The sequence below is a fragment of the Pseudomonas sp. LAMO17WK12:I1 genome, assembly GCF_900177315.1.
GTDB lineage: Bacteria > Pseudomonadota > Gammaproteobacteria > Pseudomonadales > Pseudomonadaceae > Aquipseudomonas > Aquipseudomonas marginalis.
Genome location: NZ_FWZV01000006.1, coordinates 45,606 through 64,135 on the forward strand (window position 1 = coordinate 45,606; position 18,530 = coordinate 64,135).

The 18,530-nt window shown below is 62.1% G+C and carries 19 protein-coding genes; 11 read left to right on the plus strand and 8 right to left on the minus strand.

Translation table 11 applies throughout. The features are described 5' to 3' along the window. Positions 1-30: 30 nt before the first annotated feature. Positions 31-1,731, plus strand: coding sequence for an urease subunit alpha (gene ureC / locus B9N88_RS12630; protein WP_027607723.1), 1,701 nt, complete (start codon positions 31-33; stop codon positions 1,729-1,731). Between the two features lie 46 nt (positions 1,732-1,777). Here the strand turns inward: ureC and B9N88_RS12635 are convergent, their stop codons facing one another. Beyond that, positions 1,778-2,716 carry a DnaJ C-terminal domain-containing protein gene (locus tag B9N88_RS12635; RefSeq protein WP_027607722.1) on the minus strand — a complete coding sequence of 313 codons (939 nt, stop codon included), beginning with the start codon at positions 2,714-2,716 and terminating at the stop codon, positions 1,778-1,780. Between the two features lie 238 nt (positions 2,717-2,954). Between B9N88_RS12635 and B9N88_RS12640 the strand changes: the two genes are divergently transcribed. Further along, positions 2,955-4,223 (plus strand): Hsp70 family protein, encoded by a 1,269-nt coding sequence (locus B9N88_RS12640; RefSeq protein WP_027607721.1) that lies wholly within the window; start codon positions 2,955-2,957, stop codon positions 4,221-4,223. A gap of 141 nt (positions 4,224-4,364) precedes the next feature. On the opposite strand, the gene B9N88_RS12645 is transcribed toward B9N88_RS12640, so the two are convergent. From B9N88_RS12645 to B9N88_RS12655, 3 genes are all read right to left on the minus strand, one after another. Then, entirely contained in the window at positions 4,365-5,378 is a 1,014-nt protein-coding gene (locus tag B9N88_RS12645) for an AI-2E family transporter (RefSeq protein WP_027607720.1), read from the minus strand. Between the two features lie 176 nt (positions 5,379-5,554). Continuing rightward, a complete protein-coding gene (locus tag B9N88_RS12650; protein ID WP_027607719.1) occupies positions 5,555-5,854 on the minus strand; it encodes a PsiF family protein in 300 nt (99 codons plus the stop codon). Positions 5,855-5,925: 71 nt separating this feature from the next. Next, positions 5,926-6,714, minus strand: coding sequence for an AraC family transcriptional regulator (locus tag B9N88_RS12655; RefSeq protein ID WP_027607718.1), 789 nt, complete (start codon positions 6,712-6,714; stop codon positions 5,926-5,928). Positions 6,715-6,811: 97 nt separating this feature from the next. Here B9N88_RS12655 and B9N88_RS12660 point away from each other — a divergent pair, with 97 nt between their 5' ends. Then, positions 6,812-7,690 carry a DMT family transporter gene (locus B9N88_RS12660; protein WP_027607717.1) on the plus strand — a complete coding sequence of 293 codons (879 nt, stop codon included), beginning with the start codon at positions 6,812-6,814 and terminating at the stop codon, positions 7,688-7,690. On the opposite strand, the gene B9N88_RS12665 is transcribed toward B9N88_RS12660, so the two are convergent. Further along, positions 7,687-8,577 carry an esterase/lipase family protein gene (locus B9N88_RS12665; RefSeq protein WP_027607716.1) on the minus strand — a complete coding sequence of 297 codons (891 nt, stop codon included), beginning with the start codon at positions 8,575-8,577 and terminating at the stop codon, positions 7,687-7,689. The two genes, B9N88_RS12660 and B9N88_RS12665, sit on opposite strands and share 4 nt — an antisense overlap. 176 nt (positions 8,578-8,753) lie before the next feature. On the opposite strand from B9N88_RS12665, the gene B9N88_RS12670 reads away from it, so the two are divergent. Further along, positions 8,754-9,284, plus strand: coding sequence for a ferritin-like domain-containing protein (locus B9N88_RS12670; protein WP_027607715.1), 531 nt, complete (start codon positions 8,754-8,756; stop codon positions 9,282-9,284). A gap of 128 nt (positions 9,285-9,412) precedes the next feature. Here the strand turns inward: B9N88_RS12670 and B9N88_RS12675 are convergent, their stop codons facing one another. Next, positions 9,413-11,482: an AsmA family protein gene (locus B9N88_RS12675; RefSeq protein WP_027607714.1), complete on the minus strand. Its 2,070-nt coding sequence runs from the start codon at positions 11,480-11,482 to the stop codon at positions 9,413-9,415. A gap of 358 nt (positions 11,483-11,840) precedes the next feature. Here B9N88_RS12675 and B9N88_RS12680 point away from each other — a divergent pair, with 358 nt between their 5' ends. Both B9N88_RS12680 and B9N88_RS12685 read left to right on the plus strand, forming a co-directional pair. Further along, positions 11,841-12,212, plus strand: coding sequence for a hypothetical protein (locus B9N88_RS12680; RefSeq protein ID WP_027607713.1), 372 nt, complete (start codon positions 11,841-11,843; stop codon positions 12,210-12,212). A 163-nt stretch (positions 12,213-12,375) separates the two neighbouring features. Continuing rightward, positions 12,376-13,008: a TetR family transcriptional regulator gene (locus B9N88_RS12685; protein ID WP_027607712.1), complete on the plus strand. Its 633-nt coding sequence runs from the start codon at positions 12,376-12,378 to the stop codon at positions 13,006-13,008. Positions 13,009-13,013: 5 nt separating this feature from the next. Here the strand turns inward: B9N88_RS12685 and B9N88_RS12690 are convergent, their stop codons facing one another. After that, entirely contained in the window at positions 13,014-13,535 is a 522-nt protein-coding gene (locus tag B9N88_RS12690; RefSeq protein WP_027607711.1) for a C40 family peptidase, read from the minus strand. A gap of 340 nt (positions 13,536-13,875) precedes the next feature. Between B9N88_RS12690 and ureE the strand changes: the two genes are divergently transcribed. The 5 genes from ureE to B9N88_RS12715 all read left to right on the plus strand — a co-directional run bounded on the left by ureE (position 13,876) and on the right by B9N88_RS12715 (position 17,580). After that, positions 13,876-14,376 (plus strand): urease accessory protein UreE, encoded by a 501-nt coding sequence (gene ureE / locus B9N88_RS12695; protein ID WP_027607710.1) that lies wholly within the window; start codon positions 13,876-13,878, stop codon positions 14,374-14,376. After that, a complete protein-coding gene (locus B9N88_RS12700; RefSeq protein WP_027607709.1) occupies positions 14,373-15,047 on the plus strand; it encodes an urease accessory protein UreF in 675 nt (224 codons plus the stop codon). The genes ureE and B9N88_RS12700 overlap by 4 nt, the downstream gene beginning before the upstream one ends. 21 nt (positions 15,048-15,068) lie before the next feature. After that, positions 15,069-15,683 (plus strand): urease accessory protein UreG, encoded by a 615-nt coding sequence (gene ureG, locus B9N88_RS12705; RefSeq protein WP_012721947.1) that lies wholly within the window; start codon positions 15,069-15,071, stop codon positions 15,681-15,683. Positions 15,684-15,705: 22 nt separating this feature from the next. After that, on the plus strand, positions 15,706-16,278 hold the full coding sequence (locus B9N88_RS12710; protein WP_027607708.1) for a HupE/UreJ family protein: 573 nt from the start codon (positions 15,706-15,708) through the stop codon (positions 16,276-16,278). 180 nt (positions 16,279-16,458) lie between these two features. Then, positions 16,459-17,580, plus strand: coding sequence for an AGE family epimerase/isomerase (locus B9N88_RS12715; protein ID WP_027607707.1), 1,122 nt, complete (start codon positions 16,459-16,461; stop codon positions 17,578-17,580). Positions 17,581-17,607: 27 nt separating this feature from the next. Here the strand turns inward: B9N88_RS12715 and B9N88_RS12720 are convergent, their stop codons facing one another. Further along, the gene (locus B9N88_RS12720) at positions 17,608-18,513 is read right to left on the minus strand and encodes a cation diffusion facilitator family transporter (RefSeq protein WP_027607706.1); all 906 of its coding nucleotides are present in this window, start codon (positions 18,511-18,513) and stop codon (positions 17,608-17,610) included. Positions 18,514-18,530: the final 17 nt, after the last annotated feature.

Below are 18,530 nucleotides of genomic sequence, written 5' to 3' on the forward strand. Positions count from 1 at the left end.
CATTCAACACAAATATTTCAGGGCACACACATGAAAATCAGCCGCCAAGCCTACGCCGACATGTACGGCCCCACCGTCGGTGACAAGGTCCGCCTGGCCGACACCGAGCTGTTCGTCGAAGTCGAGCAGGACTTCACCGTCTACGGCGAAGAAGTGAAATTCGGCGGCGGCAAAGTGATCCGCGACGGCCAGGGCCAGAGCCAATTGCTCGCCCATGAAGTCGTCGACACCCTGATCACCAACGCGCTGATCATCGATCACTGGGGCATCGTCAAGGCCGACGTCGGCTTGAAGAACGGCCGCATCCACGCGATCGGCAAGGCCGGTAACCCGGATATCCAGCCCGGCGTGACCATGGCCATCGGCGCCAGCACCGAAGTGATCGCCGGCGAAGGCATGATCCTCACCGCCGGCGGCATCGACTCCCACGTGCATTTCATCTGCCCGCAGCAGATCGAAGAGGCGCTGACCAGCGGCGTCACCACCATGATCGGCGGCGGCACCGGGCCGGCCACCGGCACCAACGCCACCACCTGCACCTCCGGGCCCTGGCACCTGGCGCGCATGCTGCAGGCCAGCGACTCGTTCCCGATGAACATAGGGTTGACCGGCAAGGGCAACGCCAGCTTGCCCGAGCCGTTGATCGAGCAGGTCAAGGCCGGCGCCATCGGCTTGAAGCTGCACGAAGACTGGGGCACCACCCCCGCCAGCATCGACAACTGCCTGAGCGTCGCCGACCAGTACGACGTACAGGTGGCGATCCACAGCGACACCCTCAACGAATCCGGCTTTGTCGAAACCACCCTGGCCGCGCTCAAGGGCCGCACCATCCACACCTACCACACCGAAGGTGCCGGCGGCGGCCACGCGCCGGACATCATCAAGGCCTGCGGCTTTCCCAATGTGCTGCCCAGCTCCACCAACCCGACGCGGCCGTTCACGCGCAACACCATCGACGAGCACCTGGACATGTTGATGGTCTGCCATCACCTGGACCCGAGCATTGCCGAAGACGTGGCCTTCGCCGAAAGCCGCATCCGCCGCGAGACCATCGCCGCCGAAGACATCCTGCACGACCTCGGCGCGTTCTCGATGATCAGCTCCGACAGCCAGGCCATGGGCCGCGTCGGTGAAGTGATCACGCGCACCTGGCAGACCGCCGACAAGATGAAGAAACAGCGCGGCGCCCTGCCCGGCGACGGCCCCGGCAACGACAACTTCCGCGCCAAGCGCTACATCGCCAAGTACACCATCAACCCGGCGATCACCCACGGCATCAGCCATATCGTCGGTTCCATCGAAGTGGGCAAGTGGGCTGACCTGGTGCTGTGGCGCCCGGCGTTCTTCGGCATCAAGCCGACCCTGATCCTCAAGGGCGGCGCGATTGCGTCCAGCCTGATGGGCGATGCCAATGCATCGATCCCCACCCCGCAGCCGGTGCACTATCGCCCGATGTTCGCCAGTTTCGGCAGCTCATTGCATGCCACCAGCCTGACCTTTATCAGCCAGGCAGCCCTGGACGCAGGCTTGCCGCAAGCCCTGGGCCTGAAGAAACAGATTGGGGTGGTGAAAGGGTGTCGCGATGTGCAGAAAACCGACCTGATCCACAACGATTACCTGCCGGACATCGAGGTGGACCCACAGACCTATCAGGTCAAGGCCGACGGGGTGCTGCTGTGGTGTGAGCCGGCGGATGTGTTGCCGATGGCGCAGCGGTATTTCCTGTTCTGACTTGAAACCTGTGGTGAGGGAGCTTGTGCCCTCACCACAAATCCCCTTAGAACTGCTCGCGCGGATTGAACGCGGCTTTTTTTGCCAGCTCCTGCCACAACGCTTTCACGTCGTCATCGCCTGCCGGCGGCATCACCGCCTTGAGCTGCACGTACAGGAAGCCGCGCTGCCCGGCCTTGTTCAGCAAACCATGGCCCTTGGCGCGCATGCGCTGGCCGTTCTGGCTGCCGGCCGGCACCTTGAGGTTGATCTTGCCGGTCAGGGTCGGCACGGCCACTTCCGCGCCCAACGCCAACTCCCACGGCGCCAGCGGCAGGTTGATGATCAGGTTTTCGCCATCCACTTCGAACTTCGGGTGCGGCGCAAACTTGACGATCAGGTACAGGTCACCGTTGGCCCCGCCGCCAACACCCGGTGCGCCCTGGCCCTTGAGGCGAATACGCTCACCGTCGGCCACGCCGGCGGGGATCTTCACGTTCAGGCTCTTGGTGGTGTTGCTGACATGCCGGCCCGAGGCGTCGTATTGCGGCACCTGGAAGCTGATCTGCTTGGACTCGGTGGACAGTGTCTCTTCGAGGAACACCGACAGCTGCATCTCCACGTCCTGGCCTTTACGCCCGGTTGGACGGCGCTGGCCGCCACCGAAGGCATCGCCACGCCCGCCAAAGATCGAGCTGAAGAAGTCGGAAAAATCCTCGGTGCCCTGGCCACCGCCAAACCCGCCACGGCTCTGCCAACCTGGCGGGCCCTGGAACGGCTGGCCATGCTGGCCGTATTTGCGCAGTTCGTCGTATTCGGCGCGCTTGTCGGCGCTTTTAAGCGCTTCATAGGCTTCGGACGCGTCCTTGAACTTGGCTTCGGCGTCTTTTTCCTTGCTCACGTCCGGGTGATATTTGCGCGCGAGCTTGCGATAGGCGGCCTTGATTTCCTTGTCATCGGCGCTCGGCTCGACACCCAGAATCTTGTAGTAGTCTTTGAAATCCATCGGCGGTTCACCATCCTTAATCGAGATCGCACAGCCCGGGGCACAACGTGCGCTGGTTTGCACCTGTTGAGTCTTGTGGCCTGGGGGTGCGTCAAAGTGTTATCGGCGCTTGCCGTATGCACCAGATGTGGGGGCGAATGCTGAACTTTCAAGCACGATTTAACGGATGGTCGGCCTACGCATCCGCCCTCGACTGGCATACACTGCGCGGCCGTTTTTCAACCGGAACCCGATAGACATGAAAAACCCATCCCCAGCCCGTGCCTGCGGTATCGACTTCGGCACGTCCAACTCCACCGTCGGCTGGATCCGCCCCGGCATGGAAACGCTTATCGCGCTGGAGGACGACAAGATCACCCTGCCGTCGGTGGTGTTCTTCAACTTCGAGGAGCGCCGCCCGGTCTACGGTCGCCTGGCCCTGCACGAATACCTGGAGAACTACGAAGGCCGGCTGATGCGCTCGCTCAAGAGCCTGCTGGGTTCCAAGTTGATCAAGCACGACACCAGCGTATTGGGCACGGCGATGCCGTTCACCGACCTGCTGGCGCTGTTTATCGGCCAACTCAAGAGCCGCGCCGAAGCCACCGCCGGCCGCGAATTCGAAGAAGTGGTGCTGGGCCGCCCGGTGTTTTTCGTCGATGACGACCCGATGGCCGACCAGGAAGCCGAAAACACCCTGGTCGACGTAGCGCGCAAGATCGGTTTCAAGGACATCTCGTTCCAGTACGAACCGATTGCCGCTGCGTTCGACTACGAGTCCACCATCGAGAAGGAAGAGCTGGTACTGATCGTCGACATCGGCGGGGGTACGTCCGACTTCTCGCTGGTGCGCCTGTCCCCGGAGCGCCGCCACAACGACAACCGCCAGGACGACATCCTCGCCACCGGCGGCGTGCACATCGGCGGGACCGACTTCGACAAGCAACTGTCCCTGGCCGGCATGATGCCGCTGTTCGGCTATGGCAGCCGCATGAAAAGCGGTGCCTACATGCCCACCAGCCACCACATGAACCTGGCGACCTGGCACACCATCAACTCGGTGTACTCGCAGAAATCCCAGCTGGCCCTGGGCAGCATGCGCTATGACATCGAAGACACCGGCGGCATCGATCGCCTGTTCAAGCTGATCGAACAGCGCGCCGGGCACTGGCTGGCCATGGAAGTGGAAGAGACCAAGATCCAGCTCACCCACGAAGACAGCCGCCACGTGCCGCTGGACCGGGTTGAAGCGGGGTTGAGCGTGGACCTGAGCCGCGCACTGTTCGAGTCGGCCATCGATGGCTTGCTGGAGCGCGTGCGCAACAGCGTGACGCAGTTGCTCACCGACGCTTCCGTGGAGGTGGCCCAGGTGGACACGGTGTTCTTCACCGGCGGTTCCAGCGGCATCCCGGCGCTGCGCCACAGCATCTCGGCCATGCTGCCGAATGCCCGGCATGTGGAGGGGAATATCTTCGGCAGTATCGGCAGTGGTTTGGCGATCGAGGCGAGCAAGCGCTACGGCTGCTGAGTTTTACCTGAAATACCGTGGCGACTTCATCGGGGGCAAGCCCCCTCCCACACTGACCGTGTTCACAAGTCGACCTGTGTAGACACAGTAAATGTGGGAGGGGGCTTGCCCCCGATGGGGCCCGCCCAGGCAACACACGCCTTAAACCATACCACCGAGCTTCAGCTCACTCTTCAGATACGCATAGTAAATCGGCCCCGCCACCACCCCCGGCAAACCAAACGCCGCTTCAAACACCAGCATCGCCAGGAGCAACTCCCACGACTTGGCACTGATCTGCCCGCCGACGATGCGCGCGTTGAGGAAGTACTCGACCTTGTGGATCACGATCAGATACCCCAGCGCCGCCACCGCCACCCAGATCGACAACGACAGCGCGACGATGGTGATCAGGGTGTTGGACATCAGGTTGCCAATCACCGGCAACAGGCCGAGCAGGAAGGTCAGCACGATCAGGGTCTTGGTCAGCGGCAGGTGGATGCCGCACAGCGGAAGCACCACGGCGAGGAACACGGCGGTGAAGGCGGTGTTGAGCGCGGCGATCTTGATCTGCGCGAAGACGATATTGCGAAAGGCCTGGACCAGCAGGTGCAGGCGGTCGAACAGCGCCGCGGCCAGGGGTTTGCGCTTGGTCAGGTCGGGCACCCGCTGCAGGGCGATGATCGCGCCGAGCACCATGCCGATCAGCAGGGTGACGAACATGTGGGCGGCGTCTTTGCCGACCAGTTGCAGTTCGCTCAGGTGCTTGCTCAGCCAGTCGCCGATGGCTACACGGAACTCGGCCGCGCTGGCGGGCAGGTAGGCATCGAGGAACGGCGGCAGTTGGCCGCGCGCGCGGTCGACTACGCCCATGAATTTATCCAGGGAAGCCCCGGGGTTTTCCGCTTCATGAAGCAGGAAGCTGATGGCGCCGGCGAAGATCAGGGCCAGCACGCTGACGATCAGGGTGCCGAGTAAGGCCACCGCCAGCCAGCGCGCGCGGCGCCCTTCGATCAGCCGTTGCAGTTGGGGGGTGAGCATGTTGACCAGTTCATAGACCAACAGGCCGGCCAGCAGGCTGGGCAGCAATTTCAGCGGCAATACCAGCAGCAACCCGCCGAAAATGATGATGTAGCTGGCCAGCAATAACACGTGACGCTGAGAAAACGTTGGCATACAGCCTCAAAACGAACGGCGTTAAAGGATGTGTAGGAGCGAGCTTGCTCGCGAAGGTCGCCAACGATAACGCGTTTATTCTGAATAAACGCGGGGTAATTGCGTTCTTCGCGAGCAAGCTCGCTCCTACAGAGGGGCTGTGTGCGAGTGTCGCAGCCTTCTGGGGCCTGGGGCTATCAATTCTTCAGGCAGGTGCTCATGAACGTCTTGCGGGCATCGCCGGTCAGCGCCTTGGTTTTCGCCGACGCATTGCAATCCTTCATCTTCTGCTGTTGCGGGGTGAGCGTCTTCGCATCATTGGCCGCCGGCGCCGACAGGCAGGTTTTCATGAAAGCCTTGCGCTCGTCGCCCTTGAGCGTCTTGGTAGTGGCTTCGGCATTGCAGGTGGTCATCTTGTTTTGCTGGGCAGTGGCGGCAAAGCCCTGGGAACACAGCAGCAGGCCCATCATCAACAGCGGAATACGCAGCATCTTCATGGAGTTTTCTCCCTGTTACCGTGCCGGGAGGCACGGCCTACCCAGCAGTGTAGCCAAACCTTGTTACATCTTCATCGGCTGCGAATATTCGTCCGCCGGTACTGCTCCGGGGTGCAGCCGGCCTGGCGCTGGAACATCGCGATAAACGCCGAGGCGCTGCTGTAGCCGAGGTCAAACGCCACATTTTGCACACTGCGCTCGCTGTCGAGGGCTTCGATGGCGGCGAGGTAGCGCAGGCGCTGGCGCCATTCGCCGAAGCTCATGCCCAGCTCGCGCACAAATTGTCGCGCCAGGGTGCGCTCGCTCACATGCACCTGGTCGGCCCAGTGCGCCAGGGGGCGATTGTCAGCGGGGTCGGCCTGCATGCCTTCCAACACGCCGAGCAGCCCGGGGTGGCGGGCGTAGGGCAAAAAACCCTCGTGGATCGGCGCCTGCCTGAGCTGATCGACCAGCACCTGGGCCAGGCGAATATCGGCGTCGGTGTGCGGGATATTGACGTCACGCTGGGCGAAGTCGCTGAGGATGGCCTTGAGGATGTCGCTGATCGCCAGGGTGCAGGGCTGCTGGGGTAATTGCTCGCAAAGCTGCGGTGAAAGGCCCACCGAACGGTAGACAATCGCCTGGGCATTGTAGGAACTGTGTTCGGTATTGGGTGGGATCCACACCGCGTACTGCGGTGGCGACATAAAGCGGTTGCCGGCCACTTCCATGCGCATTACGCCACTGGCGGAGTAGTCCAGCGAGCCCCAGACATGCTGGTGCGGGGTGCACTCCGTGTCGGGGGCAAAGTCGGAGTAACGGAAGTACACGGGGCTTGGCAGGCTGCCAAAATCCGCAAGGCGTACGGTGTGTCGGGCCATATTGTCTGGATACAGAGGTCGTTTGTCTGGATCGCAGTATAGGCTTCGATCCAGACAAGGGATAATCCTGGCTCATCAACACATCTGGTTTCTTTCGATGCAATACGCGTATCCCCTGCTGGCCATCTTTATCTGGGCCGGCAATACCGTGGTCAATAAACTGGCCGTGGGTTCGATCTTCCCGGCTGAAATCGGCTTTTATCGCTGGTTGCTGGCGGCCCTGCTCTTTACGCCGTTCATGCTCAAGCCGGTCATCGCCCACTGGCCGCTGATCCGCCCGAACCTGGGCAAGATCGGCATCCTTGGCGTGCTGGGCATGGCGGTGTACCAGAGCCTGGCGTACTACGCTGCCTCGCTGACCAGCGCCACCAATATGGGCATCATCCTGTCGTTGATGCCGTTGATGGCCTTGACGGCGGCCATCATCAGCCTGGGCCAGCGCCTGACCTTGGGCGCACTGACGGGGGCGGTGCTGTCATTCGCAGGGGTAGTGGTGGTGGTGTCGGCCGGCAGCCTCGGCGCGTTGCTGCAGCACGGCGTGAACCTGGGCGATGCGATGATGCTGGTCGCGACCCTGGCGTACGCGGTCTACAGCACCCTGTTGAAAAAATGGCAACTGCGCCTGCCGCCGCTGGTGCTCCTGTATCTGCAGGTGCTGGTGGCGGTGGTGGTGCTGTTTCCGCTGTTTCTGTTCTCGGCAAAAGCCGGCCTGGGCTGGACGAATATTCCGCTGGTGCTCTATGCATGCTTGCTGGCTTCGATGCTGGCGCCACTGGCGTGGATGCACTCGGTGAAGACCCTGGGCCCCAGCCGCACCACGTTGTTTTTCAACCTGCTGCCGTTGATTACCGCATTGATTGCGGCCGTGGTGCTCAGGGAAGAATTGGCGTTGTATCACCTGGTGGGCGGTTTGCTGACCTTGGGCGGGGTGATTTTGTCGGAGCGCTGGACCACGCCGGTGCGCCGCCAGGCTTAAACCCCGGCCGCCTTCAGGCGCTGGGCATGCTCGACGAACAACCGAATCGGCTCGGCGCCCTTGCCGACCAGGCCCATGGATTGGTTGACGATATCGAAGTGGTCCAGGGCGTAGTCATCGCCGATCACCCGCCCCAGGTGCGAGCTGCAGCGCCCGACCATGCCGTCGCACTGGCCCTTCTCGCGCACGAAGCTGCGGGCGAACAATCGGCAGCTGCGATTCGTCCCGTCCAGCAGGTTGCGTCCGCGATCGGTCTTGCCCGGTTGCAAGGTGCCGGACCATGAGTAGTAGCGCACGCCATTGTCCACCTCCGCCCCGTGCCCGCCCCAGGTATGCGGCAACCCTTGGGGATACTTGCGGTTGAACAGCGCCACGCCTGCGCTGGTCAGGGAATGGTGGGACGCCTGCAAGTCCGCCTTGAAACGCGGGCCGCGATAGCCGGTTTCCAGCAGGCTCATCACCGTTGCAACCAGATGAAACAGCGCGCTCATCAGCCGGCCCTTCACGCTGTCGGCCGGATAATGGGCGTGGATATGGTCCGCCAGTTCCGAACCGTGGTTGGGCCCGGCCACCGACGTCACCGACGCCACCCACTCCGGGCGCTTGGCCGCCGCATAACGGGCGGTCAGCGCGCCCTGGCTATGGCCGATCAGGTTGACCTTGTCGGCGCCGGTCTCAAGGCGAATCCGCTCGATCTGCGCCAGCAACTGCTCGCCACGCACCTCGCTGGAGTCCAGCGGCGCCACCTGGATGGGAAACACCTGCGCCCCACCCGCCCGCAGTGCCGGGACAATGCCATACCAGTAGGGGAAGAACCCCAGGCGCACAAACCCGAGCATGCCGGGCACCAGCACCAAGGGATAACGCGTGGCTAACGACTGCGACATGAAGCGAACGTCCTTGATCAAGAGAGGATGATGGCAGGCTAGCCCAATTCCGGCGACGCGCTGATGACACGCCTGGCAAATCCAATAAAACTTTTTGCTGCGCCCGTGACTCACAACTGGGAGCGATCACGCCGACAGAGCGTGGCGTAAAACCGGATTAGCCCCAGGAGATTGAGATGACTGAAGCAAACTTGACTGACGTTGCGACCCTGCGCAGCCGCGCCCGCCAGAACGTCGAAAACGGTGCCGTGACCGAGGGCTATGACGCCGACCGCGAAGAGATCATCCGCCTGCTCAACGGCTCCCTGGCCACTGAACTGGTGTGTGTGCTGCGCTACAAGCGCCACTACTTCATGGCCAGCGGCGTTAAAGCTGCCGTCGCCGCGCAGGAATTCCTCGAACACGCCACCCAGGAAGCCGAGCACGCCGACAAACTCGCCGAACGCATCGTGCAGCTGGGCGGCGAGCCGGAGTTCAACCCGGACCTGCTGTCGAAGAACTCCCATGCCCAATACGTGGCCGGTAACAGCTTGAAGGAAATGGTCTACGAAGACCTGGTGGCCGAGCGGATCGCGGTGGACAGCTACCGCGAAATCATCCAGTACATCGGTGATAAGGATCCGACCACGCGCCGTCTGTTTGAAGAGATCCTGGCTCAGGAAGAAGAGCATGCGGACGATATGGCCGACATCCTCGAAAGTCTCTAAGCAGCGCAATTCAAAACATGTGGGAGGGGGCTTGCCCCCGATGCGTCGTTTCAGCCACTGCATCTGGTGACTGACACTCCGTCATCGGGGGCAAGCCCCCTCCCACATTGGGGTTTGTGTTCTATATGCTAGCCCTTCACCGTCTTCGGCGCCTTGCCTTCCTTCATCTGCTGCAACAACGGTGCACACTGGTTCGGCGCATCGGCGCTCGGTGCCACCAGCGCCAACAGACCCGCTGCCGGGCCGGCGATCACGCCCAGTGCCACCATGCCCGCGCCCCGCAGGGCCAGGGGGATGGCCTTTACACCCGCATTGGGCTTGATGAACGGGCCATTGACGTACAACGGCGAACGCAGGGAAAACAGGCGGAAGCCCTTGGACTCGGGGGTGATGGTCAGGTCGAGCTGTTCGGTGGCCATGTTGGCGGTGCCATCGATATAGATGATCGCGTTCTCGGTATCGAACACAAACAAGCGCGTGGTTGCCAGGCCGGTCTTGATCCCGAAGTCCGCCGCCGCGCAGTTGATCTTCACTTCCTTGTCGCCGAACAGGCGACCCACCACGTAGTTGCCCACGTTGAGCCCGGCAATTTCCATCAGGCCACGGCTGATGGCGCCGTCGTTGATCAGCATCTTCAGGTCACCGTTGGAGGTGCCCAGCAGCGCCGCGACGGAGTTGCCACGCCCGGAAATATCGGCATCGCCGTTGAGTTCACCAAAGCTGGTTTTCATCGGTTCGAAGGTCGGGAACAACTGCTTGAGCTTGAAGTTGCGCGCAGTCAGTTTGGCGCTGCCTTCCATCGGCGTGGTGCGGCCGTTCAAGCGGATCTGCGCATCCAGCTTGCCGCCGGCCACGCCGAATCGCAGAGGTTCCAGGCTCAGTTCGCCGTCGTTGAGCACCAGGTGAGTATACAGGTCGGTGAAGGGCAACTCGGCACTGTGCACGATGCGTTTGCCGGTGAATTCCACATCGGCATCCATGTCGCGCCAGCGCTCGGTGCGGAACTCTTCCACCGGCAGCACTTTGGTCGCCGGCTGTTTGCTCTCACCGCCACGCGCTTTTTGCTTGGCGTTGGAGTCGGCACCGATCAGGGGGGCGAGGTCGCTCATCAGCAATTGGTTGGACACCAACGCACCGCTGAGCTTGGGACGTGGCTGGCTGGCGACATAGGCGAGGTTGCCGTGAATATCGCTGTTGCCGATCTTGCCGTTGAAGTTTTCGTAGCTGAATGACGCGCCGCTGGCCTCGTGCAACTTGGCGATCAAGTGGCCGTCAGTCGAGTAGGCCGGCGAATCCGGCAAGGTGACGCCGGTCAGCGGGTAGAGGTTACCCAGGCTGCTGCCGGACAGTTTCAGGCGCAGGTCCAGGGCGCCGAGGTTCAACGGGTCGGTCAAGGTGCCGGCCAACGCGATGCTGGTATCGGCAATCCTGACCTGGGCTTGCAGCGGAAACGGCCTGGCCGCGTCCTGCAGGGCCAGCAGGCCACCGATCTTGCCGCTGCCGTCGAGTTTCTGGCCGTGGTATTGGCCCCTGACCTTGAGGGCGAACGCATAGTCCTGGGGCGCGGAGCCTTTTTCCAGGGCCTTCCTGGCATCGGCGTCGCCGACGATTTCGCCGAACGGAATCGGCTTGCCCAGGGGGTCGATGATCACGTCCAACTGAGTCTTGAGGGTCTGGTCGTCGAGGGTCACGTGGCCTTTGTCGAAGCCAATGGCGCCGATGTCCACCACCCAGTTGGAAGGTTCGGCGTCGGGGTCCTTGGGGTCGAACGTGAACGTCCAGTTGGCGCGGCCATCGGCCAGGCGCTGCAACTCGGCACTCGGTTCGGTGAGGTCGATACGCGGGATCACCACGCGCTGCACCAGCAACGCCAGCGGCGAAATGCGCAGCTCGACCTTTTTCAGCGTGACCATCTGCGGTTTTTTCGACCAGTCGGGGTTGCCCAGGGTCAGGTCCTCGGCAATCACATGGGGCCACGGCACCCAGGCGCGCCAGCCGCCTTCATCGGGCTCACGCGCCCACACCACCGCCAGGTTACCGTTGATGGCAAACGGGCGATGCAGTTCTTCGGAGACTTTGGCATTGAGGGGCGGTTTGATGCGGTTCCAGTCAAAGAACACCAGGACCAGTACCACCACAGCGATTAACACAACGAAGCTGGCGCAGCTCCACATGACGATTTTACGAGTGCGCGTCATTGCACAGGACTCCTGAATACGACCGGCTGAACCAACACCTGTAGGACAGCTTATAAAACTACGACTGGCAAACCGCTCGTGGGTTTAACCCAATCTCCGATTTACCCTTGAAAACCTGCTTTCCTGACCGTTTCGACAGATTCGATCCTCCACGGCGCACCATTGTTACCCGGATTCGTGTCGAAAATACCCACCTCGGTGCAAAACCGCGTGCTTGAGAGGCCCGATCTAGAGCCTCCCTGAAGAACAATCAATTCTGTTGATTATTACCATTGTGTTTATGAACTTTTATATCGACTTATCGAGAGTAGCATTAGCCCCGTACCCACTTTATCGCCCTCCCAAGGAGCAACCCATCATGAAACGCCAAGTACTTGCTACCGTCCTGTTATCCATCCTGGCTTCCAGCGCCTTTGCCCTGCCAGCCGCCGAACAGGTTACCCCACAAGCCAAGGCCGACGCCGTTCACTTCAACCAGCCCCTGGCCCGCAGCGGTTCGCAAGAAGACGAGAACCGTGACTACGCCAAAGGTGCTGTCGCTGAAAACGGTTCGGAACACGCCAACAAGCGTGCCTACACTGAAGGTGTTGCCGAAGGTGGCCGTGATCGCCTGGAACAGAAAGGCCTGGTTGAAGGTGGTGCGGAACAAGCCAACGAACGTGCCTACACCGAAGGTGTTGCCGAAGGTGGTGCTGATCGCCTGCAAGAACTGCATCAAGCTCAGAGCTGACCCTGTGGTGGCCCAGAAAAAAGCCCGATCTACCGACCGGGCTTTTGACTTTTTGTAGCGCCTGTCACGCAACACTCCCCACCTATTCCCCGCCAAGTTCGACGTCAATGAAGCTGTTTTGCTAGAGTGCGTCGCTGTACTTGCCGACAAAGCCCGCCCGCCCATGCTGCCCCGTGCCGAACAGAAGCAACAGACCCGCCTCGCCCTGATGGACGCTGCCCGCCATCTGATGGAGTGTGGCCGTGGGTTTGGCAGCCTGAGCCTGCGTGAAGTGGCCAAGGCCGCAGGCATTGTCCCCACCGGCTTCTATCGCCACTTTGCCGATATGGACCAGCTTGGACTTGTATTGGTGAGTGAGGTGGGCCAGACCTTTCGCGCCACCATTCGCCTGGTGCGCCACAACGAATTCGTGATGGGCGGCATTATCGATGCCTCAGTGCGGATTTTTCTCGATGTGGTCTCGGCCAACCGCTCGCAATTCCTGTTCCTGGCCCGCGAGCAATACGGCGGTTGCCTGGCGGTGCGCCAAGCCATCGGTGCCCTGCGTGAAGACATCACCCGCGACCTGGCGGCCGACCTGACCCTGATGCCCAAGTTGCAGCACCTGGACGCCGATGGCCTGCATGTAATGGCCGACCTGATCGTCAAGAGCGTGTTCGCCACCCTTCCCGACATCATTGATCCACCGGCCCAGGCCTTGCCTGCCCACCTCACGCCCCAGGCGAAAATCACCCAGCAACTGCGCTTTATCTTTATCGGCCTCAAGCATTGGCAAGGCCTGGGCAGTACGGAGTAAGCCGGCTATCCCGCCGAGTGAAAGCGCTTGGCGGTACTGTAGTTCTTGTTCCAGTAGCGATTGCTCAGTGAGTCGATTCGCACCGTCTTGCCGGCGCGCGGCGAATGAATGAATTTGCCCTCGCCTATATAAAGGCCGACATGGCTGACCTGACTGCGCCCGTTACCTTTGAAGAACACCGCATCCCCAGGTTTGAGCGCGTTACGCTTGATCGTCATGGCGTTGGAACGGTGCATCGCCGCCGTGGTGCGGGGTATACGGATATTGGCTTCGGTCCTGAACAGGTAGACCAGCAAGCTGCTGCAGTCGAAGCCCTGCTCCACGGTGTTCCCGCCCCATTTATACGAGGTGCCCAGCAATTGATGGGCGCGGTCGATCACATTGTCGATGGCTGGGCGCTTTTGCAGCGACTGCAGGGGCGTCGCGATCTCGAGAGGGGCTGCCCCGCGCGGCTGGATATTGGCCGAGGACGAGGGAGTGACCAGGTAAAGACTGAAAATGAATAAACACACAATTGATTTGAACATACTGGAACTCGCCGTGGATGTTTAGCACGGCGCAAATCCTAACGGTCTGGCGCGTAAGCAGATGAACGCCGAATCCTTACATCCAGTAGGACAAATCCGAAAATCCCATATACGAAAAAAACGGAAGGAACTTGATGTGATAAACACCACTCGCCAACAAAAAGAGCACCATTTAAGTGCTGAATAGCCGGCAGCGCACCAACAGTAAGCACTCGCAGCACTCAACCCCGCCCTATTCAGTGGCATCTCCTCGCGCACCGACAGAGAATTCCTACATCAATACCTGATTGGCAAGGCCCTTGCTCTAGCACTTCCATCGCTCATAGCTGGAAGCTTCCTGATGCTGGTGATCCACCGCCGAATCGCCCCCCAAGCCCTCTGGGCCGCTGAGCTGCTGCTGAATTTCGAAGCACGCAGCAAGAGCCGCCTGCGCTGTTTCAGTGCCGACGGTGAAGACGTCGGCCTGTTTCTGGAGCGCGGCCAGCCGCCGCTGCACGATGGCGAATTCCTGCAAGCCGAAGACGGACGTGTCGTACGCGTGTGCGCCCGCCCTGAACACCTGCTACACGTCACCTGCAGCAACGCGTTTGAACTGACCCGCACCGCCTACCACCTCGGCAACCGCCATGTGGCCTTGCAAGTGGGAGACGGCTGGTTGCGCCTGCTCGATGACTACGTGCTCAAGGCCATGCTTGAGCAACTGGGCGCCCACACCGAAACCATCGAGGCGCCGTTCCAACCGGAACACGGCGCCTATGGCGGCGGTCACCACCACTCCCGGCATGGCGATGAAGATTTCAACTACCCGCCCAAGCTGCATCAGTTCGGCGTACGTCTATGAACCCAGCCTGGGCGCTGTTGCGTCTGGCCAGTCCGCAATTGCCGATTGGCGGCTACAGCTATTCCCAGGGCCTGGAAATGGCCGTGGAGAACGGCCGCGTCAACGATGCCGCCAGCGCTCGGCGCTGGATCAGCGACCAATTGCTGCTCAACCTCGCGCGCTTCGAAGCTCCGCTGTTGCTCGCCCATTGCCGCGCCGCCGCAGAGCAGGACTGGCCAGCGTTGGCGCAGCTGTGCGAAGCGCATCAAGCCAGCCGCGAAACCCGGGAGCTGTATCAGGAAAGTCGGCAGATGGGTTATTCCCTGCAGCAGTTGCTCAATGGCCTGCCGGAACTGGACAGCGACGCCCGCCGCTTCCTGGAGCAACGCCGCGAACCGCACTTGGCCCTCGGCTGGGCACTGGCCGCGCGCGCCTGGGCGATCAGCGCCGACGACGCCCTCGCCGCCTGGCTCTGGAGCTGGCTGGAAAACCAATTGGCCGTGCTGATGAAAACCCTGCCCCTGGGCCAGCAAGCCGCGCAACGCCTGACCAGCGAGCTGCTGCCCCAGCTGCAACAGGCCCGGCAGGACGCCGCCCGCATCGACCCCCAGCATTTCGGCAGCGCCGCCTTCGGCCTGTCCTTGGCGAGCATGGCCCACGAGCGCCAGTACAGCCGCCTGTTCCGTTCCTAAGGTTTTTTTGGAGAATCAGACATGAACACACAACCCCTGCGTGTCGGTATCGGTGGCCCGGTCGGCTCCGGCAAGACCGCCCTGACCCTGGCCCTGTGCCTCGCGCTGCGCGATCGCTACAACCTGGCGGTGGTCACCAACGACATCTACACCCGCGAAGACGCCGACTTCCTGGTGCGCAACCAGGCCCTGGCGCCGGAGCGCATCATCGGCGTGGAAACCGGCGGCTGCCCGCACACGGCGATTCGCGAGGACGCCTCGATCAATCTGGAAGCGGTGGACCAACTCAACCGCCGCTTTCCCGGCCTGGACCTGATCCTGGTGGAGTCCGGCGGCGATAACCTGTCGGCCACCTTCAGCCCGGAGCTGTCGGACCTGACCATCTATGTGATCGATGTGTCCGCCGGCGACAAGCTGCCGCGCAAAGGCGGGCCTGGTATTTGCAAATCCGACCTGCTGGTGATCAACAAGATCGACCTGGCGCCGCTGGTGGGCGCGTCGCTGGAGCTGATGAACAGCGACACCCAGCGCATGCGCAACGGCAAACCCTTTGTGTTCAGCAACCAGAAAACCGGGGTAGGCCTGGAAGAAATCGTCGCCTTCATCGAACGCCAAGGCCTGCTGACCGCCGCCTGATCAACCCATAAGGAACCTGTTTATGAACCTCAATAAACTCCTCGCAGCCGCCACCCTGCTGCTCGCGCCCGCCCTGGCCTTCGCTCACCCTGGCCACGGCGACAACGGCCTGGTGGCCGGTATCAGCCACCCGCTGGGCGGCCTCGACCACCTGCTGGCCATGCTTGCGGTCGGCCTGTGGGCCGCGCAACAAAAGGGTGCCGCGCGCTGGGCCCTGCCGTGCACCTTTGTCGGCACCATGCTGATGGGCGGCGTGCTGGGTTTTGAAGGGCTGCAATTGCCCGCGCTGGAAAGCGGGATCGCCGCCTCGGTGCTGGCCCTGGGCCTGGCGGTGGCACTGGCGGTGCGTCCGCCGTTGTTCATGGCCATGGGTGCGACGGCGTTGTTTGCGTTGTTCCATGGTGTGGCCCATGGCTTGGAGCTGCCGGACATGTCGAGCCCTTGGGCGTATGCCGCCGGTTTTGTCGGCGCGACCGCTGCACTGCACGCGGCCGGGTATGCGCTGGTGCGCTGGCTGCCGGCCGCAGCGGCGCCGCTGGTGCGGATTGCCGGAGCGGCTTCGGCGGCGACTGGGGTGTGGTTGCTGGCAGGCTAAGATTTGCAGCGCTTATAAGGCCCTTATCGGGGCAAGTTCCCTCACATTCGACCGAGTTCCACCTGTGGAACGCAGTCAAAAGTGGGAGGGGGCTTGCCCCCGATAGCGGTGGCGCAGACACCACAGTTCCCAAGCCTGCTACCATGCGCGCCTACACCCCTGCCGTGACGACGCCAGCCGATGCCCATCGCTCCAAGCTCCGCCCCCCAGCCTTCGTTGAATGCCGTGCTCACGCACTTCCACACCCTGATCGTGCCGCTCTGGCAGGGCCCGGGCTGGAATGCCGAATTGGCGCTGCCCTATGAGGCGCTGGACGCCGATCACCGCCCACTGCCGCCGCAACGCTACCGCGCCATGGCCTGCGCGCGGCAGTTGTACCTGTTCGCCAGCCTGATCGGCGCGCCAGGGGCGGCTTTCGCTGAAGAGCGCGCGGCGGTGCTGTTCCGCTCCCTGCAACGGCATTTCCACGATGCCGAACACGGCGGCTGGTTCTACAGCGTCGACCCCGCCGGCCAGCCGCTGGACAAGCGCAAAGACCTCTACACCCACGCCTTCATCATCTTTGCCTGCGCCCATTACTGGGCCAAGGTGCGTGAACCGCTGGTGGAATCGGTGCTGAACGCCGCCCTCGAAGTCGTCGCCCAGCGCTTCGCCACCGAGGACGGCCTGTACGAGGCGGTGCTGGAACGCAACTGGTCGTCCCTCCAGTCCGGCCCGCTGCAAAACCCGTTGATGCACCTGGCCGAAGGTTTCCTCGCCACCCTCGCGGTGCGCGAGGATGCCCCTGTGCAAGCGGCCCTGCTGGCCTTGGCGACGGCCATGCAGCAGCGTTTCATCAACCGCCGGCACGGCGTGATGATGGAAAAGCCGCTGGGCGCTGTGGATAACTGGTTTGAGCCGGGGCACCAGTTCGAGTGGTTCTTTTTGCTCGAATCGTCGCCCGTGCTGCGCGGCACCCCGCTGCATGCGTCACTGACGCGGGCGTTTGCCTACGCTGAGCAAAAGGGTGTGGACAGCGCGACCGGAGCGGTCAGCGGCATGTTGGCACTCGACGGCAGCGTGCGCGACGGCACCCAGCGTATCTGGGCCCAGGCCGAGTACCTGCGGGCACTGACCTTGCGCCCTGGCAGTGAGGCGGTGCTGCAGCGCCAGCTGCTGGCGCTGCAACAGCATTTCCTGCATGAGAAAGGCTGGCATGAATGCCTGGATGCCAACGGCGCGGTGAGCCGACGGGATATGCCATCGACCACCCCTTATCATTTGGCAACCTGCTACCAGGGGCTGATCCAGCCTCTCGGGTGACCTGCAGGGCCTCGGTCTAACGACCCATCACGCAATCCACTTGCGATCCCCGGTAAAGCTGATCGTCAGCCAGCGCGCCGCATCCGGTGCGCCGAGCCCTGTGGATATCTCTTCACGCAGCCCATCCAGGGTCGCGACGTTATCCACCGGGTAATCCGCCGGCAGCACCACATGGATTTCGATAAACCGCGCCCGACCGTGCTTTTGCACGTAGGGCACGTAGTCATCGAACCCATGCCTGGCCTGCGCCGCGTCCATCACCTCGCGCACTTTGTCATCCAGGTGATCCGGCGCGATCCCCAGCACCTCGCGCAACGCCGGGCGCAGGATCTTGAACGCCGGTGCCAGCATGCTCAGGGCCAGCAGGATCAGGATCAATGGGTCGACATACACCGCCCACTCGCCATAGCCCTGGGACTTGAGCAACAGCGCGGCGAGAAAGCTGACCAGCAGGCCCACCGAGAGCATCGCGTCCACCAGCCAACTGATGTTGTCGAACTGGATCAGCGAGGATTTCAGCCTGCGGTTGCGATAGCGCACATAGAAGAAGTAGGCGAACTCGACCACGGTAAACACCGCCGCGTAGATGATCACCAGGCCCAACTCGATCTCGCGCCCGCCATTGATAATGCCGAACACACCGTTCAGGAACGCATAGATGGCGATCAGCAGCAGGAAGCTGCCTTCGATCAGCAGCACCATGGGCTCCAGATGCCAATAGCCGAACTGGAAGCGCTCGTTGCTTTTCTTGGCGATCAGCTTGGCCGTGATCAGCATCAACACCTTGATGGCGGTGGCGATCAGCGAGAAAAAGCCGTCGAACAGAATGGATTGGGCGCCAGATATCACACCCGTGACAATCCCGGCGATCGCTACCGCGAACATCAGGATCGTCGATTGCTTGAGCAGTGACTGCTCACCTCGGTTACTCACATTTCCTCCCGTCAAAA

What these genes read in the sequence shown, in the direction of transcription:
- ureC (WP_027607723.1), top strand. Translation starts at nt 31, where the DNA reads ATGAAAATCAGCCGCCAAGCCTACGCCGACATGTACGGCCCCACCGTC.
- B9N88_RS12635 (WP_027607722.1), bottom strand. Translation starts at nt 2,716, where the DNA reads ATGGATTTCAAAGACTACTACAAGATTCTGGGTGTCGAGCCGAGCGCC.
- B9N88_RS12640 (WP_027607721.1), top strand. Translation starts at nt 2,955, where the DNA reads ATGAAAAACCCATCCCCAGCCCGTGCCTGCGGTATCGACTTCGGCACG.
- B9N88_RS12645 (WP_027607720.1), bottom strand. Translation starts at nt 5,378, where the DNA reads ATGCCAACGTTTTCTCAGCGTCACGTGTTATTGCTGGCCAGCTACATC.
- B9N88_RS12650 (WP_027607719.1), bottom strand. Translation starts at nt 5,854, where the DNA reads ATGAAGATGCTGCGTATTCCGCTGTTGATGATGGGCCTGCTGCTGTGT.
- B9N88_RS12655 (WP_027607718.1), bottom strand. Translation starts at nt 6,714, where the DNA reads ATGGCCCGACACACCGTACGCCTTGCGGATTTTGGCAGCCTGCCAAGC.
- B9N88_RS12660 (WP_027607717.1), top strand. Translation starts at nt 6,812, where the DNA reads ATGCAATACGCGTATCCCCTGCTGGCCATCTTTATCTGGGCCGGCAAT.
- B9N88_RS12665 (WP_027607716.1), bottom strand. Translation starts at nt 8,577, where the DNA reads ATGTCGCAGTCGTTAGCCACGCGTTATCCCTTGGTGCTGGTGCCCGGC.
- B9N88_RS12670 (WP_027607715.1), top strand. Translation starts at nt 8,754, where the DNA reads ATGACTGAAGCAAACTTGACTGACGTTGCGACCCTGCGCAGCCGCGCC.
- B9N88_RS12675 (WP_027607714.1), bottom strand. Translation starts at nt 11,482, where the DNA reads ATGACGCGCACTCGTAAAATCGTCATGTGGAGCTGCGCCAGCTTCGTT.
- B9N88_RS12680 (WP_027607713.1), top strand. Translation starts at nt 11,841, where the DNA reads ATGAAACGCCAAGTACTTGCTACCGTCCTGTTATCCATCCTGGCTTCC.
- B9N88_RS12685 (WP_027607712.1), top strand. Translation starts at nt 12,376, where the DNA reads ATGCTGCCCCGTGCCGAACAGAAGCAACAGACCCGCCTCGCCCTGATG.
- B9N88_RS12690 (WP_027607711.1), bottom strand. Translation starts at nt 13,535, where the DNA reads ATGTTCAAATCAATTGTGTGTTTATTCATTTTCAGTCTTTACCTGGTC.
- ureE (WP_027607710.1), top strand. Translation starts at nt 13,876, where the DNA reads ATGCTGGTGATCCACCGCCGAATCGCCCCCCAAGCCCTCTGGGCCGCT.
- B9N88_RS12700 (WP_027607709.1), top strand. Translation starts at nt 14,373, where the DNA reads ATGAACCCAGCCTGGGCGCTGTTGCGTCTGGCCAGTCCGCAATTGCCG.
- ureG (WP_012721947.1), top strand. Translation starts at nt 15,069, where the DNA reads ATGAACACACAACCCCTGCGTGTCGGTATCGGTGGCCCGGTCGGCTCC.
- B9N88_RS12710 (WP_027607708.1), top strand. Translation starts at nt 15,706, where the DNA reads ATGAACCTCAATAAACTCCTCGCAGCCGCCACCCTGCTGCTCGCGCCC.
- B9N88_RS12715 (WP_027607707.1), top strand. Translation starts at nt 16,459, where the DNA reads ATGCCCATCGCTCCAAGCTCCGCCCCCCAGCCTTCGTTGAATGCCGTG.